This is a genomic window from Actinomadura meyerae (genome assembly GCF_900188445.1).
GTDB lineage: Bacteria > Actinomycetota > Actinomycetes > Streptosporangiales > Streptosporangiaceae > Spirillospora > Spirillospora meyerae.
The window spans coordinates 1-21,286 of sequence record NZ_FZOR01000007.1 but is presented as its reverse complement, the minus strand read 5'-3'; the positions used below and the strand labels follow the sequence as shown (position 1 = coordinate 21,286).

Sequence of the window (21,286 nt, the reverse complement as noted above, 5' to 3'; positions counted from 1 at the left end):
GCGCGGGGCGCGCGGCTCAGGCCGCGGACTCGGCGGCCTCGCTCTCGGCCTTGCCGTCGCCGGCCTTCCCGTCGCCGGCCCTGGCCTTCGCCCTGGCCTCGTCGAGGGCCGCGAGCTCGAAGTCGGCGCGCGGCTGCTCGATGGTGGCGAGGGAGACGGTCTCGCGCTTGAGGAACAGCGCGAGCGTCCAGTCCGCGATGACGCGGATCTTGCGGTTGAAGGTCGGCACCATCGCACCGTGGTAGCTGCGGTGGAAGAACCACGCCGGCCAGCCCTTGAGCTTGAAGCCCATCGGGTTCGCGACGCCCTTGTGGAGGCCGAGGCCCGCGACGGCGCCGAGGTTGCCGTGCACGTAGGGCTTCAGGGTCTTGCCGCGCAGCGACCGGACGATGTTGTCGCCGAGCAGCTTGGCCTGGCGGACGGCGTGCTGCGCGTTCGGCGGGCAGTACATGCCCTCCTGCGTCAGGTCCGGGATGGCGGCGTTGTCGCCGGCGGTGAACGCCCGCACCAGGCCCTCGACCGTGAGGTACTCGGTGCCCTTGACGCGGCCCCGCTCGTCCAGCGGCAGGTCGCCGTGCCGGACGACCGGCGACGGCTTGACGCCCGCGTTCCACACCAGCGTCCCGGCGGGGAAGCTGGTGCCGTCCGACAGCTCGATCTGGCCGTCGACGGCGGACTGCAGGTAGGTGTTCATCTTCACCGCGATGCCGCGGCCGCGCAGCTGCTCGGCGGTCCACTTGCCCATGTCGGGGCCGACCTCGGGCAGGATGCGGTCGGCCGCCTCGACGAGCATGAACCGCAGGTCCTGCGGGGTGACCTTGCGCATGTACTTGGTCGCGTCGCGGGTCATGTCCTCCAGCTCGGCGACGGCCTCGACGCCGGCGAACCCGCCGCCGACGAACACGAAGGTCAGCGCCTTGCGGCGCAGCTCGACGTCGTCGGTCGACTCGGCGATCTCCAGCTGCTCCAGCACGTGGTTGCGCAGGTGGATGGCCTCGCCGACGGTCTTGAGGCTGATGCCGTTCTCGGCGAGCCCCGGGATCGGCAGCAGCCGCGGCACCGCGCCCGCGGCCATGACCAGGTAGTCGTAGGAGATGCGCTCCGGCGGCCCGGCCAGCGGCTGGACGATCGCCCATCGCTCGTCGTGGTTCAACTCGGTGACGCGCGCCTTGCGGACGGTGCACTTGGGCAGCACCCGGCGGAGCGGGACGACGACGTGCCGCGGGGAGATGTTCCCGGCGGCGGCCTCGGGGAGGAACGGCTGGTACGTCATGTACGAGTTGGGGTCAACGACGGTGACCTTGACCTCGCCGCGCCTCAGCTCCCGCTTGAGCTTCTTCTGCAGACGCAGCGCGGTGTACATGCCCACATAGCCGCCACCCACGATGAGGATGTGGGGAGCGCCAGAGGTCTCCTCGGCGGTCCTGGCCATTGCGGCCCTCCTATGATCACGGTCGGCTTGTGAAGACATTCACAAGCTACCCGATGGAACGTGCCCTGCACCAATGGAGAACCAGGAAAGAACCCGAGAACTTCCCGTTCCGGTAAACCAGGGGCCCAACTCGGGTGTGAAACCCGCCACTCCTTCGCAAAAAACGGGCTGGAACGGGACAGAACACGCATGATCGTCGTCGTCCGGCGGACGGCCGGACGACCCGGCGGACGGCGCGCCGAACCGCCCGTCCCACCCCGGCGGAAGCCCTAAGGTTGGGGCGGACGAGGAAGGGGGCGCCGGCGGCGGGACACGCACGGCCGAGATGCGGGACCGAGACCACGGCGGCCCGGCGGTGCGCGGCGTACGATCTCGCCCGGGAGCGTATCGATGATGAGCAGACACCGGCGTCCGGCGGCGGCCGCGGCGGGCGCCCTCGCCCTCAGCGCGGCCCTGAGCGGCTGCGGCCTGATCGGCCAGCCGCAGAACAAGAGCGCCGAACTGTCGGAGTGGTTCACCGTGACCAGCCCGGCCTTCCACGATGGCGGCGACTTGCCCCCGCGGTACGGCTGCAGCACGTACCCTGGCGGGCAGGGCAAGACCCCGCCGCTCCGGTGGTCGGGCCCGCCCGGAACCAAGTCGTTCGCGATCGTGGCGGACGACCCGGACGCCTCCGGCGGCGCCTACGTCCACTGGGTCATCGCGGGCATCGACGGAACGGTGAACGAGATCGTCGAGGGCGCCAGGCTGGACAGGACCGTCGAAGGGCTGACCACGGACAAGAAGGCGGGTTACGCGCCACCGTGCCCGCCCAAGGGAGAAGAGCACCGGTACCGGTTCACCATCTACGCGCTGGACGATCCGGCACCGTTCCAGAACGGCGCCGCACTGAAGGACTCGCTCCCCGCCATCGCCGAGCACACCATCGGCCGCGGGCGGATCATCGGGAACTTCGGCGGCGAGCAGGCGCGTTGACCGTGGAGCCTGCGAGCACCGGGTCAACGCGGACCCCTCGGGGGGCCGGAGCCGACAGGGGTGCGGGGATCGGCGGAGTTGGCCGATCGGCGCGCGCCGTGTGAGGGTAAATGTGCGCGAAGGGTGTGACAACGGTCATAGCGGTCGGACAGAATCGTGCTGAGCCGCATGGGCGGCCGCCCGTGACGATCCGGACGCTTGCGACAATCGGGACGGACCCGCGGTCCGCGCCGGCGACTCCCGCTGGGCCAAGGCATTGGGTGGTGGCATGACTTCTTACATCGTGGTCTTCGGCCTCATTGTGGTCGTGGTCCTCGTGGTCGTCCTCGTGGCCTTGGGCCTGCGGGCCAGCAGGGCGGGACGCGACGACGACGACTGGATGGACGACGAGCCGCAGCCGCGGGGCCGCCGCGCCGCCCCGCCGCACGAGCTGGCGGGCGGCCAGGACGACTACGGGCCCGGCTACAACGACGGCTACGACGAGGGCTACGACGGCGGGTACGACCGCGCGCCCGAACCCGGTCCGGACCGCCGCGTCGCCGGCGGGCCGCTCGCCGCGCCCACCGCCGCCCCCTCCCCGCCGCCCCCCGCCCCGAGCGGCCCGGCGTCGGACGAGATGGAGGACGACGACTACTGGGCGACCATCACCTTCGACAAGCCCAAGTTCCCCTGGCAGCACGACCGCGACGGCCAGGGCGAGCACCCCGAGCCCGGCCCCGCCGCCGACCCGCTGAACGCGCAGGCCTCCCCGCCCGAACCGCCCCCCGCCGAGCAGCCCCAGCTGACCCAGCCCGTCTCGATGGGCGCCGACGGCACCGTCCTCAACGGCCTCGGCGGCCACTCCGGCGGGCCGGGCACCGGCCCCCAGCAGGCGCCCGGCGGGTTCCCGGCCGGCGCGCCCTTCGGCAGCGACCCCGGCGCGACGGCGCTCGACCCGCTCCCCGCCGACCTCGCCGGTCCCGGCGGCCCCGGTGGCGCGCAGCCGCCCTACGGCGGCCCGGGCGCGCCCGACCAGCCGGTGTACGGCGGGCCGGAACCGCAGCCCGCGTACGGCGCGGCGGCCGACTACGGGCCCGGTGAGCCGTCGTACGGCGAACCGTCCTACGGCGGCGGCGAGCCCTCATACGGCGGCGGCGAACCGTCTTACGGCGGCGGTGAGCCGGCCTACGGCGGCCAGGAGCAGTACGGCGTCCCCGAGCAGCCCCAGTACGGCTCACGCGAGCCGTCCTACGGCGAGTACGGCTCCGACCCGCTCGGCGGCCGCCCGGCCGCGGGCCCGCCGCCCTCCCGCACCGACCCCGGCCGCACCGACTACGACATGCCGCTCGGCCCGGGCGCTCCGCGCGGCGCCGACCCGCGCGTGTCCGACCCGCTCGGCCTGCCCCTCGGCCGCCCCGAGGAGCCCGCGGCCCCGCCGCCGCCCCCGGCGGCCCCGCCCGTCCCGGCGCCCTCCCCCGCCCCGGCCCCGGCCGCCCACGGCGGCTCCGACACCGACGGGCACAAGCTCCCGACGGTGGACGAACTGCTCCAGCGCATCCAGTCCGACCGGCAGCGGTCGGCGGGCGCGCCGCCCGCGTCCGACCCCGGCGGCTCCTACGGCGGCGGCTCGCTGAACGACCCGCTGGGCGACCCGCTCGGCACCGGCTCCTTCGGGACGAACCAGCCGCCCGCGAACACGGGGAACACCGGCCCGTGGCCGTCCGGCGGCCCCGGCGGCGGTTACGACCAGGGCCTCGGCGCCGCGCCCGGCGGCTACGGCCAGGGCCAGCAGAGCGACGGCTACCCGACGGCCCCCGCCTACGGCGAGTCCCCGCGCTACGACGACCCGCTCGGCTCGGGCGGCTCCCAGGGCGGCGTCTACGGCGACTTCAGCGGCAGCAGCTACAACGGCGGCGCCGACCCGCTCGCCGCGCCGCACGACCAGGGCGCGCCGGGCGGCTACCCCGACCCGAACGCCACCCAGGCGTACGGCGGCGGCCCCGGCTACTACGGGAACTCGCAGCAGCAGGGCGGCTACCAGGGCGGCCAGCAGAGCGACGCCCCTCCGTACGGCAACCGCCAGCCCGCCGACGACTGGGAGAACTACCGCCGCTGAGCGCACCCGCACATCGCGCACCGTGAGGGCCGCCGGACACCGTCCGGCGGCCCTCACCGCGTAAGCCCCCTCCGCACTCCCGCGACACTCCGGCGACCCTCGATGGGACACGCCATCGCGGCGCGGGCGTTGTGTCCGCCCGTGGCCCCGCTAATCGTGCTTATATACGGTGTGTGACTCCAAAGCCACGCAACGTGTCCGCCCTGCGGCATGATCTGCTCGCCTCGTTCGTCGTCTTCCTCGTCGCGGTCCCGCTGTCGCTGGGCATCGCGGTGGCGTCCGGCGCGCCCGTCGCGGCCGGGCTCATCGCCGCGGCGGCCGGCGGGATCGTCGCCGGCCTGCTCGGCGGCGCCCCGCTCCAGGTGAGCGGGCCCGCCGCCGGTCTCACCGTGCTGGTGGCCGAGCTCGTGCAGACCTACGGGTGGCGCGCCACCTGCACGATCACCGTCCTGGGCGGGCTGGTGCAGCTCGTCCTCGGCACGGGGCGGCTCGCACGGGCCGCGCTCGCCGTCTCCCCCGCCGTCGTGCACGGCATGCTCGCCGGGGTCGGCATCGTGATCGTCCTCGGCCAGGTCCACGTCGTGCTCGGCGGGGGGCCGCAGCAGTCCGCGATCGCCAACCTGCGGGAGCTGCCCGACCAGTTGATGCGGCCGGGCCTGCCGCCCGCGCTGGTGGCCGGGCTGACCGTCCTGGTCATGGTGCTGTGGTCGCGGATGCCGCGCTGGGGGGTGCTGCGGCTGGTCCCGGCGCCGCTGCCGGCCGTCGCCGCCGCCACCGCCGCCGCCTGGTGCCTGGGGCTGCCGGTGCCGCGCGTCGACCTGCCGGACGCGCCGTTCGGCGGATGGGCGGCCCCCGCCCTGCCGGAGGGCGGGCCGATCGGGATCGCCGGAGCCGTCCTGTCCGTCGCGCTCGTGGCGGGCCTCGAGTCCCTGCTGTGCACCGTGGCGGTCGACCGGGTCCGGCCGCCGGGCGTCCCGCCCGCCGACCTCGACCGGGAGCTGCGCGCCCAGGGCGCCGCGAACGCCGCGTCCGGGCTGCTCGGCGGGCTGCCGGTGGCCGGGGTGATCGTCCGCAGCACGGCCAACATCGAGGCCGGGGGCCGCACCCGGCTGTCCCCCGTGCTGCACGGCGTGTGGGTGCTCCTCCTCGTGCTGTGCTGCGCACCGCTGATCGAGATGGTCCCGCTGGCCGCGCTCGCCGCACTGCTGATCATGCTCGGGCTCCGGCTCACCGACCTCGACCGCGTCCGCGACCTGCGGCACCACCGGGAGGTGCCCGCCTACTTCGGCAGCCTGGCCGGCGTCGTGCTGCTGGGGCTCGGCCACGGCGTCCTCGTCGGCGTCGGCATCATCGCGGTGCTGGCGCTGCGGCGGCTCACGCGGCTGTCGGTCCGGACGGAGGAGCTCGTGCCCGTGCCCGGCGACGTGCCCGCCCCGCCCCGGTGGCACGTCGTCGTCGAGGGAACGTTCACCTTCCTCGGCGTCCCGCGGGTGGCCCGCGCGCTGCGGGCGATCCCGGCCGGTTCGAGCGTCGACCTGGACCTCAACGTCGACTTCATGGACCATGCCGCGTTCGACGCGATCCACCAGTGGCGGATCGGGCATGAACGCCAGGGAGGCAGGGTCGATATCGACGAGATTCACGAGGCTTGGTATGAAAGGGCGGTGACAGGCGATATGAGTCAACCGCGCAAAACCGCTCCTCAGGCCCGCTGGTGGGCGCCCTGGGCCAACCGGCGGCGCCGCCCGGAGGCCGAACTCGACGCGCCGGAGACCTCCCCCGCGGCGGTGCTGCTCGAAGGCATCCGCGAATACCACGACAGCACCGCCTCGCTCGTCCGTCCGATCATGTCCGAGCTGGCGATGAAGCAGAAGCCGCAGCATCTGTTCATCACCTGCGTCGACTCGCGCGTCGTGCCCAACATCATCACCGCCAGCGGGCCCGGCGACCTGTTCATCAACCGCAACGTCGGCGCCCTCGTGCCCCGCTACGGGACGCAGACGCCCGACGACTCGGTGGCGGCCACCGTCGAGTACGCCACCAGCGTCCTCGACATCCGCACGATCACGATCTGCGGGCACTCCAACTGCGGCGCGATGGCCGCGCTCCTCGCCGGCGGCACCGAGGTGGAGCACCTGACCGGGCTGTCGCGCTGGCTGCGGCACGGCAACCACAGCCTCGCCCGCTTCCTGTCCACCGACCCCGACGGCTGGGACGAGCCGCCGCTCACCCGGCTCTGCAAGATCAACGTGATGCAGCAGCTCGACAACCTGCTGACCTACCCGTGGCTGCGGGAGCGGGTCGAGGCCGGGGAGATCGAACTGGTCGGCCTGTACCTGGACCTGGCGTCGGCGGACGTCGAGATCCTCGACCGCGCCACCGGCACGTTCGCCCGCGTCCCGGACGAGGTGCCGGGGGTCCCGGGGTCGCACACGACCCTCACCTGAGGTTCCGGCCTCGATCGAGGCGGGTCCGCCCGTCCCGCCGCCCCCGTCCCTTCCAACGGTGTGCGGGCCGCCCCCGTCCGGACGGCCCGCACATCGCCCACCGGCTCCGCCACCCCGACGGGCGGGCCCGTGGCCGGACCCGCCGGGCCGTGCACGCACCGGCCCGGCGGTCCTTCCCATGCGGCCTGCGCCCGGCCGCGGTCGTCGATCAGCGCCCGACGAGCTCGTCGTCGCCGCGCGCGTAGTCGCGTACGTACATCCCGGTCACGCGGCGCGCGCGGCGGGCGCGGCCGTCGGGGGCCGGCAGGAACAGGGCGTCGCGCCTGCTGGCGCGGGAGAAGTCCCACAGGTACACGAGGCCCCCGAGCAGCCCGGCGAACGCGAGGGCCACGAACACGATGGCGATCATCAGCGCTCCTTTCCACGGGGCCCAGCACCGGCCCCGCCGCCGTCGCCGTCCACGGCGATCGGCTCTTACCAGGACGGTAAGCGCCGTGTTTCATCCTTTCTGTGTCCGGTGACCTGATTCGCGGGAGTCTCCTGGCGCAGCGCGCTCGCCGGATCGGTCCCTCAGGACATAGGATGTCCGATGTCCCGACGACCTGGAAAGGCGGCGCATGTCCGACGAGACCGGCTTCGACCCCGACATCGCCGAGTGGCTCCGGCGGCGCGCCCTCGACCCGACGGCGGCCGACCCGTCCGTGGCGGGCGCCCGCGTCCACGCGCGGGCGGTGAACGAGCGGTCGCGCTCGCTGCTCGCGGACCCGCCCGTCCCGGCGGCGGAGCGCGACACGGTGCTGGAGACGGCCGCGGGGCCGGTGCCCGTCCGGGTGATCGAGCCCGCGACCCGGTTCACCGACGCGACCGTGCTGTTCTTCCACGGCGGCGGCTGGATCGCCGGCGACCTCGACACGCACCTGCAGCACATGCGGCGGCTCGCCGTGGAGACGGGCTCGACCGTCGTCGGCGTCGACTACCGGCTGGCGCCCGAGCACCCGTGCCCGGCGGCCTTCGACGACTGCCTGGCCGCGACGCTGCACGTCGCCGCGGCCGGGTCCGGGCGGACGGCCGTCGCGGGCGACAGCGCGGGCGGCCAGCTCGCCGCGTCCGTCGCGATCGCCTGCCGCGACCGGGGCGTGCCGCTCGCCGCGCAACTGCTGATCGTCCCGGTCACCGACGTCCTCGGCGGGTACGCCGACGCCGCCGTGAACGCCCGCTACCCGTCGAGGGCGCAGCGGGCGGAGGGGTACGGGCTCACGCTGGAGGGCATGCGCTGGTTCGCCGAGCTGTACGCCCCGCCCGGCGGCGGGGAGGGCTGGGAGGTGTCGCCACTGCGCGCGGCCGACCTGGCCGGGGTCGCTCCGGCGGCCGTCCACACCTCGGGGTTCGACGTGCTCCGGGATGAGGGCAACGCCTACGCGGCGGCCCTGCGGGACGCGGGCGTGCCGGTGGTCCACCGCGAGTGGCCGACGCTGAACCACGGGTTCTTCGGGCTCGGCGGCGTCTCCGCGACCGCCGACGAGGCGGCCCGGCAGGCCGCCGCCGACCTGCGCGGACTCCTCACCGTGGGTCGGGCGGAGACCGCGGGTCAGGGGGCGGACACGGCGGCGGCGAACCGCGAAGTGATCCACTGAGGGTCGGTGATCGCGGTCCCGACGACGACGCAGGTGGCGCCCGCCTCGATCGCGGACGCCGCCGCGGCCGGCGAGTGGTAGCGGCCCTCGGCGACGAGCAGGGCGTCCGGCAGGGCCGCGCGCAGCGCGCGGACGAGGTCCACGTCCGGCCCGTCCGGGGGCGGCCCGGGGTCGGTGTAGCCCGCGAGGGTGGTCGCGATGGCGTCGGCCCCGGCCTCGGCGGCGGCGACGCCCTCCTCCAGAGATGACACGTCCGCCATGAACAGCGCCCCGGCGTCGTGCACGGCCTCGATCGACGCGGCGAGGGGACGGCCGTCCGGGCGCGGCCGGAACGTGGCGTCGGCGGCGACGACGTGCGCGCCGGCCGCCGCGACCGCGCGGGCCGCCTCGACCGTGGGGGTGATGAACACCCCGTCCTTGCCGTCCTTGGTGAGGCCGACGACGGGGACGTCCACGGCGGCGGCGACGCCGGCCACGTCGGGAACGCCGCCGACCCCGCCGCAGCGGATCGCGGCGGCGCCCCCGCCCACGGCGGCACGGGCCATCCGGACGATGGCGCCGGTGTCGCGCAGCGGATGCCCCTCCCCCGCCTGGCACGACACGATCAGCCGCCCGGCGACGGCTTCGCTGAAGGATTCGGAGGTCAAAGCGGACTCCCTTGCACGTTCTTGGCGAGCAGTGCGGCGCCGACGAGCGGTGCGTCGGTGCCGAGGCCAGCGAGGACGATCGGCGTCTCGCGCAGCGGCGGCAGCGCCTCCGCCCGGAACGCGGCGGCGACCGCGTCCAGGAACGGGGCGCCGCGCTGCGCGACGCCGCCGCCGACCACCACGGCGTCCGGGTCGAGGACGGCGAGGAGCCCCGCCAGGGCGCGGCCCAGCACGGCCCCGGCGTGCGGGGCGTCCCCGGCGGCCTCGATCGCCGGGCCGGACACCACCGCCTCCAGGTGGTCGCGCCGGCCGCAGCCGCACGGCACCGGCCCCCGTTCGGGGACGAGCAGATGCGCCAGTTCCCCTGCGGTGCCGTGCGCCCCGTGCTCCAGCCGCCCGCCGGTGGTCAGCGCGCCGCCGACCCCCGTCCCCACGGACACGTGCAGGACGCGGTGGAAGCCGGCGCCGGCGCCGGCCGCGGCCTCGCCGTAGGCCATGGCGCGGACGTCGTTCACCACGGTGACGGGCAGCCCCGTCCGTTCGGCGAGGGCGTCGCGGACGGGCGTCCCCGCCCAGCCGGGCAGGACCTCGGTGGCGGACGCGACGCTCCCGGTCTCCGGGTCGATGACGCCGGGCGCGCCGACGCCGAGCGCCCGCACGGGAGCGTCGCCCAGTCCCTCCAGGAGCCGGGCCGCCGCCGCGAGGACGTCGGCCCCTCCCGTGCGGGGCGTCGCCACGCGCTCCCGTGAGCGGACCGTTCCACCGGCGTCCACCAGCGCGGCGGCGATCTTCGTCCCGCCGATGTCGAGCGCCGCGTAGACCCCCTCCGCCGCGGCGGGCGGGCGTGGCGGGGCGGTCATAGGAGTCCGGCGTCGGTCAGGCGCGTGCGGATATGGTCCGTCTCCGCCTCGTTCAGGGGAATCTGGGGCGGGGCCGTGACCGGGTGGTCGATGATGCCCAGGAGGTGCAGGGCCGCCTTGAACGAGCCGAGCGCGGAGGAGCCGCGCCCCATGCGGTCCGGTGCGCCCGCGTCCACGATGCCGAACAGGCGCAGCAGCCGCTCCTGCTCGGCGCGGGCCTCGTCCCAGCGGCCGTCCAGGCAGTGCCGGCGGAGCCGGACGTAGCCCGCCGGGTCGACGTTGCCGAGGCCCGGGACGACGCCGTCCACGCCCATGGCGAAGGCCGCGTCCACGGTCAGCTCGGCGCCGGTCAGCACGCTGAAGCGGTCCGCGCCGGCGTCGCGGAGGGCGAGCATCAGGGCGCGCATGGCGCCGTCGTCGCCGCTGGAGTCCTTCACGCCCGCGAGGACGCCCTCGGACGCCAGGCGCAGCAGCATGCCCCCGTCCAGCTTGGAGTGCACCGAGACCGGCAGGTCGTAGGCGTAGACGGGCACCGGGACGGCGGCGGCGACGTCGCGCAGGTGCCGCTCGATCTCCGCGGGGTGGGTACGGGTGTAGAACGGCGCGGTCGCGACCACGCCGTCGCAGCCGACCTCCGCCGCGACCCGGGCGTGCTCGATCACCCGCAGCGTCGTCATGTCGATGGCGCCGCCGAGGACGGGCACCCGGCCGGCGACGTGCTTGACGACCGTCTCCAGCACGGTGCGCCGGTGCGCGTCGGGCAGGAAGGCGACCTCGCTGGTGGAGCCGAGCACGAAGAGCCCGTCCACGCCGGCGCCGACGAGGTGGTCGACGAGCCGCTCCAGCGACGGGACGTCCACCTCCAGATCGGGGGTCAGCGGGGTGCAGACGGGCGGGACGACCCCGGTGAGGGGGCCGGTGGGAGCGGGGGTCACGGAATCTCCTGGGAAACGGTGGACAGGGCGAGGTCGGACGGATCGGTGACGGGGTGCAGGCACCGGTAGCGGTGCCCGGCGGCGGGCCCGGGCGCGACCTCGGGCATGGCCTCCCCGCATTCCGCGGTCGCGCGCCAGCAGCGGGTGCGGAACGGGCATCCGCTCGGCGGGTGCACGGCGGACGGGACGGGCCCGTCCAGCCGGATCGGCTCCATCGGGTCGAGCAGGCTCGGCGTCGCCGACAGCAGCGCGCGCGTGTACGGGTGGCGGGTCTCGGCCGCCGCGACGACGGCGGCCGGGGCCTCCTCGACGATCCGGCCGAGGTACATGGTGACGACGCGGTCGGACATGCGCCGGACCGTCTGGATGTCGTGCGAAACGAACACCATGGACAGCCCGAGCCGGTCCTTCAGGTCGAGCATCAGGTTGAGGATCTGCGCCCGGACGGACACGTCGAGGGCGGAGGTCGGCTCGTCCGCGACGAGCAGCGCCGGCTCCAGCGCGAGCGCGCGGGCGATCGCGACGCGCTGCCGCTGCCCGCCCGACAGCTGGCCGGGCAGCGCCCCGGCGAGGTGCGCCGGCAGCCCGACCAGCGACATCAGCTCGCGGACCCGCGCGTCCCGCTCGGCGGGGGTGCCGCGCCGGTGCACGTCCAGGGGGTCGCGCAGGATCGTCCGGACGGGGAGGCGCCGGTTGAGCGCGGTCGACGGGTCCTGGAAGACCATGCCGACGGACGCGCCGAGCCGGGCGGCGCGCTCGCGGCGCGGCAGCGCGCCGAGGTCGCCGCCCTCGAACAGCACGGTGCCGGACGTGGGCCGGGTCAGCCCGACGAGCACCTTCGCGAGCGTGGACTTGCCGCAGCCGGACTCGCCGACGATCCCGACCGTCTCGCCGCGCCCGATCGCGAGGTCGGCGCCGGTCAGCGCGTGCACGGCGGCGCGGCGGAACGGGTTGCCCTGGCGGACCGGCAGCCGGACGTGGACGTCGCGCAGCTCCATCACGTTGGAGCTCGGCCCGGTCCCGGCACTCACTGGGTTGCTGGCGCTCATCGTGGTTCTCCCGCCTTGGCCGTGACCGGGTCGCCCGCGCCGGGGACCGCGCCGATCGGGTGGTGGCACGCGAACGCGTGCCGGTGCGGGTCGCCGGACGGCTCCGGCCGGGTCGTCGCGCACAGGTCCGTCGCGGCGGCGCAGCGGTCGGCGAACCGGCAGCCCGCCGGGAAGTGCGCCGGCGCCGGCACCACGCCGGGGATCTGCACGGGGCGGCCCCCGGCGGCCTCCAGCGACAGGACGGCGCCGAGCAGCCCGCGGGCGTAGTGGTGCCGGGCCCCGGCGACCAGTTCCGGCGTGGTGCCCGCCTCGGCGACCTGCCCGCCGTACATCACCACGGTCCGGTCGGTGACGTCGGCGACGAGCGCCAGGTCGTGCGAGACGAGGATCAGCGCGAAGCCGAGCTCGGCGCGCAGGCGCAGCAGCAGCCGCATGACCGCGGCCTGGACGGTGACGTCGAGGGCGGTGGTCGGCTCGTCCGCGACGACGAGCCGCGGGTCCCGCGACAGCGCCATCGCGATCAGCACCCGCTGCCGCTGGCCGCCGGACAGCTCGTGCGGGTAGGCGCGCAGCGTCCGCTCCGGGTCGAGGCCGACGAGCTCGAGCAGCTCGGCGGGGGTGCGGGTGCCGCCGCGCCGGGTGAGCTGGCGGAGCTGGGCGCGGATCGTCATCGCCGGGTTCAGCGACGACAGCGCGTCCTGGTAGATCATCGCCATGTCGTGGCCGAGCAGCCGGCGCCGCTCGCGGGCGGGCAGGGCGCGCAGGTCGCGGCCGTCGAACAGCAGCCGGCCCCCGATCCGCGCGCCGCGCGGCTCCAGGCCCATGATCGCGAGGCTGGTGAGGCTCTTGCCGCAGCCGCTCTCGCCGACGAGGCCGACGACCTCGCCGGGCCGGACGTCCAGCGACACCCCGTCGACCACGTTGAGGTCGCCGTAGCGGTCGGGGAACCCGATGGTGAGGTCCTCGACGCGCAGCAGCGGCTCCCCCTCGGGCAGGGGGCGGGCCCGTTCGGCGAACCGCCGTCCCGCCTCGCGCAGGTCGGCGGTGCCGTGCGAGTCGGCGGTGCCGTGCCGATCGGCGGTGCCGTCCGGGTCGGCGGCGGCCGCCGGGCGCTCGGCGGGCGCCGCGTCCGCCTCCGGGTCGGCGGCGGCGCGGGCGGCGGGCGCGGCCCAGGCGTCCGACACGCCCTCGGACAGGACGTTCAGCACCAGCACCGTGACCAGGATGAACAGGCCGGGGAAGAAGGTGGCCCACCAGCCGCCCGCGAGGACGAGCGACTTGCCGTAGGCGATGACGCTTCCCCACGACGGGTCGGGGTCCTGCACGCCGGCGCCGATGAAGGACAGGCTGGCCTCGAACACGATCGCGTTGGCGACCACGATCGTGCAGAACACCAGGATCGGCGCCGCGCAGTTGACCACGACGTGGCGGCGCAGGATGTGCCCGCGCCCGGCGCCGATGACCCGCTCGGCGGCGACGTAGTCCTCGCCGTACTGCGCGAGCACGTTGGCCCGCACCACCCGCGCGATCTGCGGGACGTACAGGAACGCGATCGTGAAGATCAGCACGGGCAGGCTCTTGCCGAACACGGTGACGAGCACCGCGGCGAGCGCGACCGCCGGGAACGCCATGACGACGTCCAGGCAGCGCATGATGATCTCGTCCACGACGCGGTGGGTCGTGGCGGCGAGGGCGCCGAGCAGCGCCCCCACGGCGAGGGCGAGCAGCGTCGCGCCGAGACCGATCGCCAGGGACCAGCGCGCCCCGTACAGGACGCGGGCGAACACGTCCCGGCCGACCCGGTCGGTGCCGAACCAGTGCTCGCCGGACGGCGCCTGGCTCGCGATGCCGGTGGTCAGCGGGTCGTGCCGGGCGATCAGCGGGGCGGCGAGCGCGGCCACCGCGATCACCAGCAGCACGCCGAGCGCGACGCGGGACGCCGGGCGCAGCCGCCGCAGCGCGCCGGCCGGTCCGCCGAGCAGTCTTCCGCCGGGCAGGGTTCCGCTCATCGGGTGGCTCCCCTCAGCCGCGGGTTCGCGAACAGGTACAGGACGTCCACCAGCAGGTTGACCACCAGGAACGTCAGCGCGATGCCGAGCACGACGCCCTGCACGAGGGCGGGGTCGCCGGCGGTGACGCCCTGCATGATCAGCGTGCCGAGGCCGGGCAGCCCGAAGATCGCCTCGACCACGACGGCGCCGCTCAGCAGGTAGCCGATCTGCAGGCCGAGCACGGTCAGCGGGGTGATCAGGGCGTTGCGCAGGACGTTGCGCCCGACCACGACCACGCGCGGCAGGCCGCCGCCGACGGCGGTGCGCACGTAGTCGCGGTCGAGCTCCTCGACCATCGCCGTGCGCACCACCCGGGCGAGCAGCGACCCCACCGGGAACGCGATCGCGACCGCGGGCAGCGCGAGGCTGCGCAGCCACCCGCTCACCGAGTCGGCCGGGTTGACGTAGCCGCCCGTCGGGAACCAGCCGAGCCGCAGCGCGAACCACTGGATCAGCAGGATGCCGAGCCAGAACGACGGCATCGCGACGCCCGCCATGGACAGCACCCGGATGGCCTGGTCCGGCCAGCGGTCCCGGAACAGCGCCGCGGTGACGCCGAGCAGCACCGCGAACAGCGCGCCGAGGATCACCGCGAACACGGTCAGTTGCAGCGTCAGCGGGAACGCCGTCCCGATCGCGTCCGTGACGGACCGGCTCGGCGGCGCGGTGACCCCGAGGTCACCGCGCACCAGGTCACCGAGGAACCGGACGTAGCGGACGGGCAGCGGGTCGGTGAGCCCGTGCTCGACCGCGTACGCGTGCCGCGCCTCGGGCGTGGCCCCCTCGCCGAGCGCGTTGTAGGCGGGGTCGTTCGGTGAGAAGCGCAGCACGACGAAGACGAACAGCGTGATCCCCAGCACCATCGGGATGAGGGTCAGCAGCCGTCCCGCCGTCATGCGCAGGATCGTTGCCATGGGCGGCGTCCGTTCTGTCCGGCGGGGTGGAGGTCAGCCGCGGCCGACGTCCAGGAACGACAGTCCCGTGGTGGCCATCGGCTTGAAGCCCGGCAGCCCCTCGCGGTCCCAGCCCGTGACGAGCTTGCGGTGGAAGACCGGGTACAGCGCGGCCTGCTCGGCGACGATGTCGATGGCCTGCTTCCACAGCCCGCGGCGGGCGGTCTCGTCGGCCTCGCGCGCCGCCTCGTCCAGCAGGCTCACGACCTTCTTGGCCTCGGGCGTGCCGGAGTTGTAGCTGCGGTGCTCGGGCCACGTCCCGACGTAGAACCAGCGCATCAGCAGGTCGCAGTCGTTGCCGAACACCGACGGGTCGCCGGGGGCCGCCATCACCTGGTACTTGCCGGTGTCGACGCGGTTGGAGTACTGCCCGCCGGACTGGCCGACGTTGAGCGTGGTCGACACGCCGATCGCGTCCCAGCTCTGCTTGATCAGCGGCGCGCAGTCCTTGACGAAGTCGGTGTCGGTGGTGATCAGCTCGACCTTCAGGCCGCTGACGCCGGCGTCCGACAGCAGCTGCTTGGCCTTGGCGGGGTCGTACTTGTAGACGGTGGCCGCCTCGGCGTAGTCGGGGTGGCCGGCGGGCAGGAAGCTGGTCGCGGCGGCGGCGTTGCCGAGCAGCGCCGTCTTGATCAGCTTGTCGGTGTCGAGCGCGTAGTGCAGCGCCTGCCGGACCCGCACGTCGTCGAACGGCTTCTGCTTGCAGTTGAACATCAGGAACAGCAGGCCGAAGCTCTGTACCGACTCGACGGCCTTGGCCTTCCCGAGCTCCTCGGCGTTCAGGTACGGGACGGCCTCGATCGCCTGGACGCGGCCCGACTGGAGCGCGGTGACGCGGGTGGACGGCTCGGCCAGCAGCAGCCAGGTCATCTTCTGGACCTTCGCCGGGCGCGGGCCGTTGTAGCCGTCGAACTTGGCGAACGACAGGCCGTCGGTCGCGCTCGCCGAGGCCAGCTTGTACGGGCCGGATCCGACCGGCAGCGAGTCGAACTTCTTCTGGTCGGCCTCGACGAGCTTCTTCGGCACGACCTTCACGACCGACAGCCGCTCGGCGAACAGCGCGAACGCGTACTTGAGCTTGAACTCGACGGTGCTCGCGTCGACCTTCTTCACCCCGTCCAGGAACGGGAGGAACTGGATGAACAGCGAGGCGTTCTTCTCGTCCAGGACGCGCTCGAAGCTGAACACGACGTCGTCGGCGGTGACCGCGGAGCCGTCGTGGAACTTCGCGCCGTCGCGGATCGCGACCCGGTAGGTGGTGTCGTCGACCTTCTCGGGGTCGGCCTTGGCGAGCGCGTTGTAGGGCTTGCGGGTGATCGGGTCGAGGTCGACCAGCGACTCCAGCACGTGGAGGTTCGCGGCCACGGCGACGGCGCTGGAGGCCGTCATCGGGTCGAAGCCGCCGGACAGGGCGTAGGCCAGGGCGGCCTGGATGGTGTCCTTGGACCCGCCGGATCCGCCGGACCCGGTGGACGAGGGGCCGCCGCACGCGGCCAGGCCGGCACTGATCGTCGCCGCCGCGCCGAGCAGTCCGGTGTAGCGGAGGAAGTCGCGGCGGTGCAGGCCGCGGCCTGGCTGGAGATCGGTCACATCGTCTCCTGAGGGAGGAGGGGTGGGGGTTGCAGACTAGTTCCCCGCAGGTCGCAGGGGAGGTAGGACATCCAACGTCGTTCGTCGGTGTACCGTAGGCGTCGGCACCGGCGAGGTCAAGTGCCGGGCCGCAGACGATTGGGGGAGCCGATGACCACAGCTCGGGCCCGGGGCCGCGCGACGCGCGGCCGCAGCAGCCGGACCGAGGAGGTTCAGCAGCGGATCAAGCAGCTGATCCTGGAGCGCGGCCTCGCGGTGGGCGACCCGATGCCCACCGAGTTCGAGCTGGTGGACGAGCTGGACGTCAGCCGCAACTCGCTGCGCGAGGCGCTCAAGGCGCTGCAGGCCGTCGGCATCGTCGAGATCCGGCACGGCTTCGGGATGTACGTCGGCAGCATGTCGCTGGGCGCGCTGGTCGACGAGCTGACCTTCCACGCCCGCATCTCCAAGCGGCAGGGCCGCGACGACCTCGCGCACCTGGTGGACGTCCGCGAGGTCCTCGAACGCGGCCTCGTCGAGCAGGTCATCGACCGCGGCCTCGCCGACGGCGACCCCGAGCTCGACGAGATCATGCGCCGGATGGACGAGGAGGCCGCGGCGGGCTTCGTCACGCCCGAGACCGACCGCCGCTTCCACGAGCTGCTCTACCGGCCGCTCGCCAACCCGATCGTCAACCAGCTCCTCGGCGCGTTCTGGGACGTGTACCGCACCCTCCAGCACGACCTCGCCCCGGTCCGGCAGGAGGCCGACGACGTCGCGCAGCGGCACCGCGACATCTACGAGGCCCTGCGCGCCGGCGACCGGTCGGCCGCCGCGACGGCCATGGCGGCCCACTTCCGCGGCATCCGCGACCGGCTCGACCACGCGGGCTGAAACCACGCGGGCCGAAGAGGCCCCCGAGGGGTTGACGCCCCCGGCGCCCCCGTCTAGCTTCCCTCCGTGAAGGACATCCTACATCCCATGTCCTACCGAGAGGGTTGAGGCCATGCCCCCGTCCCCCCGCGCCGCCGCGGGCCTGACCGCCGCGCTCACCGTCCTCGCCGCGACCGCCGCCGTCCCGGCCGCGCACGCGGCCGTCGCCCAATCCGCCACCGTGACGACGGACTGCACGTCCAGCCGCATCCAGGAGACCGTCGTCAACCGGACCTCCGCCGCGACCACCTTCACCCTGACCTGGCCCGGCTACGGCACCTGGACCGCCCAGGTCGCCGCGGGCGACAGCGCCCACTTCCACTTCACCCGGCCGTCCGGCTCCGCCTACACGTTCCGCACCACGACCCCCGAGGGCTTCGACCAGACCGTCAGCGGCACGCTCGACTGCACCGACGCGCTCAGCGTCCGCGCGAGCATGGACTGCGGCAGCCCGCACCGGCTGCGCCTCATCCTGGCCAACGACTCCCCCGCGGCCCGCACCTTCACCGTCGCCTGGCCGGGCCGCCCCTACTCCCCCTGGACCGTGACCGTCCCCGCCGGGACCGGCAACGACGGCCTCTACTGGACGGTCCCGGACGGCACCCCGTACACCTTCAACGTCACGTCCGGGTCCTGGAGCAAGACGGTCTCGGGCACGTCCGGCTGCGGCGTCGGCACCGGGAGACCCGGGATGAACGCGCAGACCGTCCTCACCACGTCCACGGTCATCGACGGCCTGGGCAAGGCCGCCAAGTCCGTCCGGATCCCGGCCCTCGCCGTCACCAACGGCGGCACGATCGTCGCCACGATGGACGCCCGCGTGGACGGCAGCTACGACCTCGGCGGCGGCACCAACGACATCCGGATCGCGATGACCCGCAGCACCGACGGCGGCGCCACCTTCAGCCACCCGAAGATCATCGCGAACGCGCCCACCCCGTCCGAGGGCTACGGCGACCCGAGCCTGCTCGTCGACCGCGCCACCGGCAAGATCTTCTGCTTCTTCACCTACGCCCCCAAGCCTGGCGTCGGCTACTGGGGCTCCACCCCCGGTGACACCTCCGAGACCTCCACCACCAACACCCACATCCGCTACATCACCTCCACCGACGACGGCGCCACCTGGAGCGCCCCGGTCGACCTCAACCCGCACGTCCGCAAGCCGACCTGGGCGGGCATGTTCGCCAGTTCCGGGCACGGCATCCAGCTCGCCTCGGGACGCCTCGTCCAGCCGATCGTCTACCGCGACTCGTCCGGCGACCACGCGTCCAACATCTACTCCGACGACCACGGCGCGACCTGGCACAACGGCACCACCGCCGGAACCGGCGTCAACGAGAGCAAGGTCGTCCAGCGCGGCACCGGCCGCGTCGCCCAGAACATGCGCTCCAACGCCGGCGGCGACCGCTGGTACGCCACCGCGCCCGACGTCACCTCGTCCTTCGGGACGTCCTGGAACAGCGGCCTCATCGACCCGGGCTGCAACGGCGACGAGATCGCCTACCTGCGCCCGGCCGCGGGCAACCCGTCCCTGACGAGCATCGCCCTGCACAGCAACAACGCGGCCACGTCCCGCACGGACCTGACCGTCCGCGTGAGCCGCGACGACGGCGCGAGCTGGCCCCGCCAGGCCCTCATCAAGCCCGGCGCCGCCGGCTACTCCACCATGGCCGTCCTGGCGGACGGCTCCGTCGGCACCCTCTACGAGATAGGCGACACGGGCGGCATCGTCTTCACCCGCACCACCCTCCCCTGGCTCGAAAGCTGAGAGGAGGCGGACGAGTCGGCCTGTAAGCCGGGTACAGCGGGACGCGGTTCCCTGACCTCGGACGATCCGGCGACATGTCGTCTGACCTGCGGTTCTGCCTGTCATCGGTTGTCAACGTCTGACGACGCTAGACACCCTCCGGCGGAACTGAGACGGAACTGAGAGAGCCCGCCCCCGGCATCGACCGGGCGGCGGGCTCTCTGGCGCTCTGGGAGCTACTTCTTCGGGTCATCCTTGGTGTACTCGTCCAGGCAGTCACGGACGACGTCGGAGACGTCCCGCCCCTCCTTCTCCGCCTTCTCCTTGGCCTTGCGCCACTGCTCGTCGCTCACGCGGATCGTCCGGCGTGGCGTGCCCTTGCCTGGCATCCCGAGCCCTCTCTCTGGGGTGTCATGACGAGCAGCATCCTACGGAGCGCGAACGCCCCTTGCGGGTGTCATGACAGGAGGGTTATAGTCCAGGGTGTCATGACACCCCAAAGGGTGTACATAGGACGGCCCCGGGCGGTGCTGCGAACACCGACCCCGGGGCCTAGGACAGGAAGGGCCTCCTGCCATGGGCAACAAGCCTACCGACCCCACCCCCGGCGCCTACCCCGGCGGTGAGCCCGCCACGGTGCGCGCGGCGGCGGAGGTGGCGATCTCGGCCGAGACCGTCGAGCGGGACCTCACGCGGACGATCAACCGCCTGCAGGACGCCATCGACTCCCACGACCCCAGGGCGCTGCGCGAGGCGCTGCGGACCGCCGAGCCGTGCATCAAGCGCGTGCGCGCGTGGCTGGACGAGCGGGAGGAGGCGTGAGCGCGGCGGCGGCCGCCCCGGACGTGCGGGAGCTGGCCGCGCGCCTGGAGGACGCCGAGCGGCGCATCGAGCGCCTGTCGGAGGTGATCGCCGACCTGCTCGGCGAGACGCTCCCAGAGCCCCGGCGCCAGCGCCCGCACCTGCGCGCCGTCGACTGACCTCCCGCGGGGAGGGCTGTGGAGCGCCCCGGACTGCTGCCCCCACGGCGGCGGCCGGGGCGCTCTCGTGTCCGCAGGCCGGCGAGGGTCCGGCCCGTGCGCACGGGGGCGGGGACTCAGACCGTTACCACGGTAACGGTCGACGGCCGTCCGGCCCGTGCGCACGGGGGCGGGGAGAAACCATGGTTTCAGCCGGGCTCCCCGCCCCTGTCCGGCCCGTGCGCACGGGGGCGGGGACCATTTTCGCGGCGTCGCGAACATGGTCCAGGGGTCCGGCCCGTGCGCACGGTGGCGGGGGGGTCGTTAATACCGACACCCCTGGGGGGTCGTCCGGCCCCTGCGCGCGGGGACGCGCCGGGCACTGCCCGGTCCGTCCCAGGTGCCAGGCCCGGTGCCTCGGTTTCCGTCAGGGAGCGTGACGGAAAGCCCGCGGGGACGTCCACGGCCATGGACACCCCGGCCGGGCGGGGAGGTGTCCACTGGACACCCCCGACCTGCGTATGGGCCAACCCAACTCAGGCCGCCGGGTCACCCCTGCTCGTCGCCGACGGACTCGGCGACGTATGAGCCCTTGCCGCGCGTGGTGACGATGACCCCCTCCTCGCGCAGAGCGGCGATGGCCTTCCGGATCGTCCCGCGAGCGAGGGCGTACTGAGCTTCGAGCGCGGTCTCAGAGGGGATCGGGTCGCCGGGTGCCAGCTCCCCGGACTCGATGCGCGCGGCGATGCGGTCGGCCAGTTGCCGCCACTTCGGGACGGGCCCGTCCTTGATCTCCTCCATGATCAAGACCATATGTGACCAGGGATAACGCTACATAGACACGCTCGTCCATGGACGGGCATGTACAAGTGGACGTATGGTGCCGTCACGTTCAGCAACGGGAAGGACCCCCGATGGACACACCACAGCTCGACGGCTGGACCGTGCGGCGGCACGACACGGCGCCCACCTGGACGGCGGACCGGCGCGGCGGCCTGAC

The 21,286-nt window shown here is 74.0% G+C and carries 18 protein-coding genes; 8 read left to right on the top strand and 10 right to left on the bottom strand.

The window, feature by feature from the left end:
• Window positions 1-16 precede the first annotated feature (16 nt).
• Window positions 17-1,363, bottom strand: a complete 1,347-nt coding sequence (locus CHF16_RS09740) for an NAD(P)/FAD-dependent oxidoreductase (RefSeq protein ID WP_245868343.1) — start codon at window positions 1,361-1,363, stop codon at window positions 17-19.
• A gap of 462 nt (window positions 1,364-1,825) precedes the next feature.
• Here CHF16_RS09740 and CHF16_RS09735 point away from each other — a divergent pair, with 462 nt between their 5' ends.
• From CHF16_RS09735 to CHF16_RS09725, 3 genes are all read left to right on the top strand, one after another.
• Window positions 1,826-2,407 (top strand): YbhB/YbcL family Raf kinase inhibitor-like protein, encoded by a 582-nt coding sequence (locus CHF16_RS09735; RefSeq protein ID WP_089325784.1) that lies wholly within the window; start codon window positions 1,826-1,828, stop codon window positions 2,405-2,407.
• A gap of 268 nt (window positions 2,408-2,675) precedes the next feature.
• A complete protein-coding gene (locus CHF16_RS09730) occupies window positions 2,676-4,502 on the top strand; it encodes a hypothetical protein (RefSeq protein WP_143227934.1) in 1,827 nt (608 codons plus the stop codon).
• Window positions 4,503-4,675: 173 nt separating this feature from the next.
• Window positions 4,676-6,949: a SulP family inorganic anion transporter gene (locus CHF16_RS09725; RefSeq protein WP_089325626.1), complete on the top strand. Its 2,274-nt coding sequence runs from the start codon at window positions 4,676-4,678 to the stop codon at window positions 6,947-6,949.
• A gap of 208 nt (window positions 6,950-7,157) precedes the next feature.
• Here CHF16_RS09725 and CHF16_RS09720 read toward each other — a convergent pair whose 3' ends face one another.
• Complete coding sequence (locus CHF16_RS09720; protein WP_089325625.1) at window positions 7,158-7,358, bottom strand: hypothetical protein; 201 nt, start codon at window positions 7,356-7,358, stop codon at window positions 7,158-7,160.
• 208 nt (window positions 7,359-7,566) lie between these two features.
• Here CHF16_RS09720 and CHF16_RS09715 point away from each other — a divergent pair, with 208 nt between their 5' ends.
• Window positions 7,567-8,583: an alpha/beta hydrolase gene (locus CHF16_RS09715; RefSeq protein ID WP_218826608.1), complete on the top strand. Its 1,017-nt coding sequence runs from the start codon at window positions 7,567-7,569 to the stop codon at window positions 8,581-8,583.
• Here CHF16_RS09715 and CHF16_RS09710 read toward each other — a convergent pair.
• Genes CHF16_RS09710 through CHF16_RS09680 form a run of 7 tightly spaced genes read right to left on the bottom strand, consistent with a single transcriptional unit; the run spans window position 8,538 to window position 16,668 of the window.
• Window positions 8,538-9,230, bottom strand: a complete 693-nt coding sequence (locus tag CHF16_RS09710; RefSeq protein WP_089325624.1) for a putative N-acetylmannosamine-6-phosphate 2-epimerase — start codon at window positions 9,228-9,230, stop codon at window positions 8,538-8,540. The genes CHF16_RS09715 and CHF16_RS09710 overlap by 46 nt on opposite strands.
• Entirely contained in the window at window positions 9,227-10,090 is an 864-nt protein-coding gene (locus CHF16_RS09705; RefSeq protein ID WP_089325623.1) for an ROK family protein, read from the bottom strand. Before CHF16_RS09705 ends, CHF16_RS09710 begins: the two co-directional genes overlap by 4 nt.
• On the bottom strand, window positions 10,087-11,025 hold the full coding sequence (locus CHF16_RS09700; protein ID WP_179271456.1) for a dihydrodipicolinate synthase family protein: 939 nt from the start codon (window positions 11,023-11,025) through the stop codon (window positions 10,087-10,089). The genes CHF16_RS09705 and CHF16_RS09700 overlap by 4 nt, the downstream gene beginning before the upstream one ends.
• Window positions 11,022-12,074: an oligopeptide/dipeptide ABC transporter ATP-binding protein gene (locus tag CHF16_RS09695; protein ID WP_245868321.1), complete on the bottom strand. Its 1,053-nt coding sequence runs from the start codon at window positions 12,072-12,074 to the stop codon at window positions 11,022-11,024. Before CHF16_RS09695 ends, CHF16_RS09700 begins: the two co-directional genes overlap by 4 nt.
• A complete protein-coding gene (locus CHF16_RS09690) occupies window positions 12,071-14,083 on the bottom strand; it encodes a dipeptide/oligopeptide/nickel ABC transporter permease/ATP-binding protein (RefSeq protein ID WP_089325621.1) in 2,013 nt (670 codons plus the stop codon). The genes CHF16_RS09695 and CHF16_RS09690 overlap by 4 nt, the downstream gene beginning before the upstream one ends.
• Window positions 14,080-15,039, bottom strand: a complete 960-nt coding sequence (locus CHF16_RS09685; protein WP_089325620.1) for an ABC transporter permease — start codon at window positions 15,037-15,039, stop codon at window positions 14,080-14,082. Before CHF16_RS09685 ends, CHF16_RS09690 begins: the two co-directional genes overlap by 4 nt.
• 33 nt (window positions 15,040-15,072) lie before the next feature.
• Entirely contained in the window at window positions 15,073-16,668 is a 1,596-nt protein-coding gene (locus tag CHF16_RS09680) for an ABC transporter substrate-binding protein (RefSeq protein ID WP_089325619.1), read from the bottom strand.
• A gap of 150 nt (window positions 16,669-16,818) precedes the next feature.
• Between CHF16_RS09680 and CHF16_RS09675 the strand changes: the two genes are divergently transcribed.
• From CHF16_RS09675 to CHF16_RS40165, 4 genes are all read left to right on the top strand, one after another.
• Window positions 16,819-17,541, top strand: a complete 723-nt coding sequence (locus CHF16_RS09675; protein ID WP_089325618.1) for a FadR/GntR family transcriptional regulator — start codon at window positions 16,819-16,821, stop codon at window positions 17,539-17,541.
• 112 nt (window positions 17,542-17,653) lie between these two features.
• Window positions 17,654-19,348: a sialidase family protein gene (locus CHF16_RS09670; protein ID WP_089325617.1), complete on the top strand. Its 1,695-nt coding sequence runs from the start codon at window positions 17,654-17,656 to the stop codon at window positions 19,346-19,348.
• Window positions 19,349-19,903: 555 nt separating this feature from the next.
• Window positions 19,904-20,149: a hypothetical protein gene (locus CHF16_RS09665; RefSeq protein WP_089325616.1), complete on the top strand. Its 246-nt coding sequence runs from the start codon at window positions 19,904-19,906 to the stop codon at window positions 20,147-20,149.
• The gene (locus CHF16_RS40165) at window positions 20,146-20,307 is read left to right on the top strand and encodes a hypothetical protein (RefSeq protein ID WP_179271457.1); all 162 of its coding nucleotides are present in this window, start codon (window positions 20,146-20,148) and stop codon (window positions 20,305-20,307) included. The genes CHF16_RS09665 and CHF16_RS40165 overlap by 4 nt, the downstream gene beginning before the upstream one ends.
• Window positions 20,308-20,835: 528 nt before the next feature.
• Here the strand turns inward: CHF16_RS40165 and CHF16_RS09660 are convergent.
• Window positions 20,836-21,087, bottom strand: coding sequence for a GntR family transcriptional regulator (locus CHF16_RS09660; RefSeq protein ID WP_245868320.1), 252 nt, complete (start codon window positions 21,085-21,087; stop codon window positions 20,836-20,838).
• Window positions 21,088-21,286 lie beyond the last annotated feature (199 nt).

Bases quoted from the DNA above. Each gene is read 5' to 3' on its own strand.
- CHF16_RS09730 (WP_143227934.1), top strand. From the start codon at position 2,676: ATGACTTCTTACATCGTGGTCTTCGGCCTCATTGTGGTCGTGGTCCTC.
- CHF16_RS09675 (WP_089325618.1), top strand. From the start codon at position 16,819: ATGACCACAGCTCGGGCCCGGGGCCGCGCGACGCGCGGCCGCAGCAGC.
- CHF16_RS09695 (WP_245868321.1), bottom strand. From the start codon at position 12,074: ATGAGCGCCAGCAACCCAGTGAGTGCCGGGACCGGGCCGAGCTCCAAC.
- CHF16_RS09665 (WP_089325616.1), top strand. From the start codon at position 19,904: ATGGGCAACAAGCCTACCGACCCCACCCCCGGCGCCTACCCCGGCGGT.
- CHF16_RS09670 (WP_089325617.1), top strand. From the start codon at position 17,654: ATGCCCCCGTCCCCCCGCGCCGCCGCGGGCCTGACCGCCGCGCTCACC.
- CHF16_RS09720 (WP_089325625.1), bottom strand. From the start codon at position 7,358: ATGATCGCCATCGTGTTCGTGGCCCTCGCGTTCGCCGGGCTGCTCGGG.
- CHF16_RS09740 (WP_245868343.1), bottom strand. From the start codon at position 1,363: ATGTACACCGCGCTGCGTCTGCAGAAGAAGCTCAAGCGGGAGCTGAGG.
- CHF16_RS09715 (WP_218826608.1), top strand. From the start codon at position 7,567: ATGTCCGACGAGACCGGCTTCGACCCCGACATCGCCGAGTGGCTCCGG.
- CHF16_RS09705 (WP_089325623.1), bottom strand. From the start codon at position 10,090: ATGACCGCCCCGCCACGCCCGCCCGCCGCGGCGGAGGGGGTCTACGCG.
- CHF16_RS09685 (WP_089325620.1), bottom strand. From the start codon at position 15,039: ATGGCAACGATCCTGCGCATGACGGCGGGACGGCTGCTGACCCTCATC.
- CHF16_RS09690 (WP_089325621.1), bottom strand. From the start codon at position 14,083: ATGAGCGGAACCCTGCCCGGCGGAAGACTGCTCGGCGGACCGGCCGGC.
- CHF16_RS09660 (WP_245868320.1), bottom strand. From the start codon at position 21,087: ATGGAGGAGATCAAGGACGGGCCCGTCCCGAAGTGGCGGCAACTGGCC.
- CHF16_RS09735 (WP_089325784.1), top strand. From the start codon at position 1,826: ATGAGCAGACACCGGCGTCCGGCGGCGGCCGCGGCGGGCGCCCTCGCC.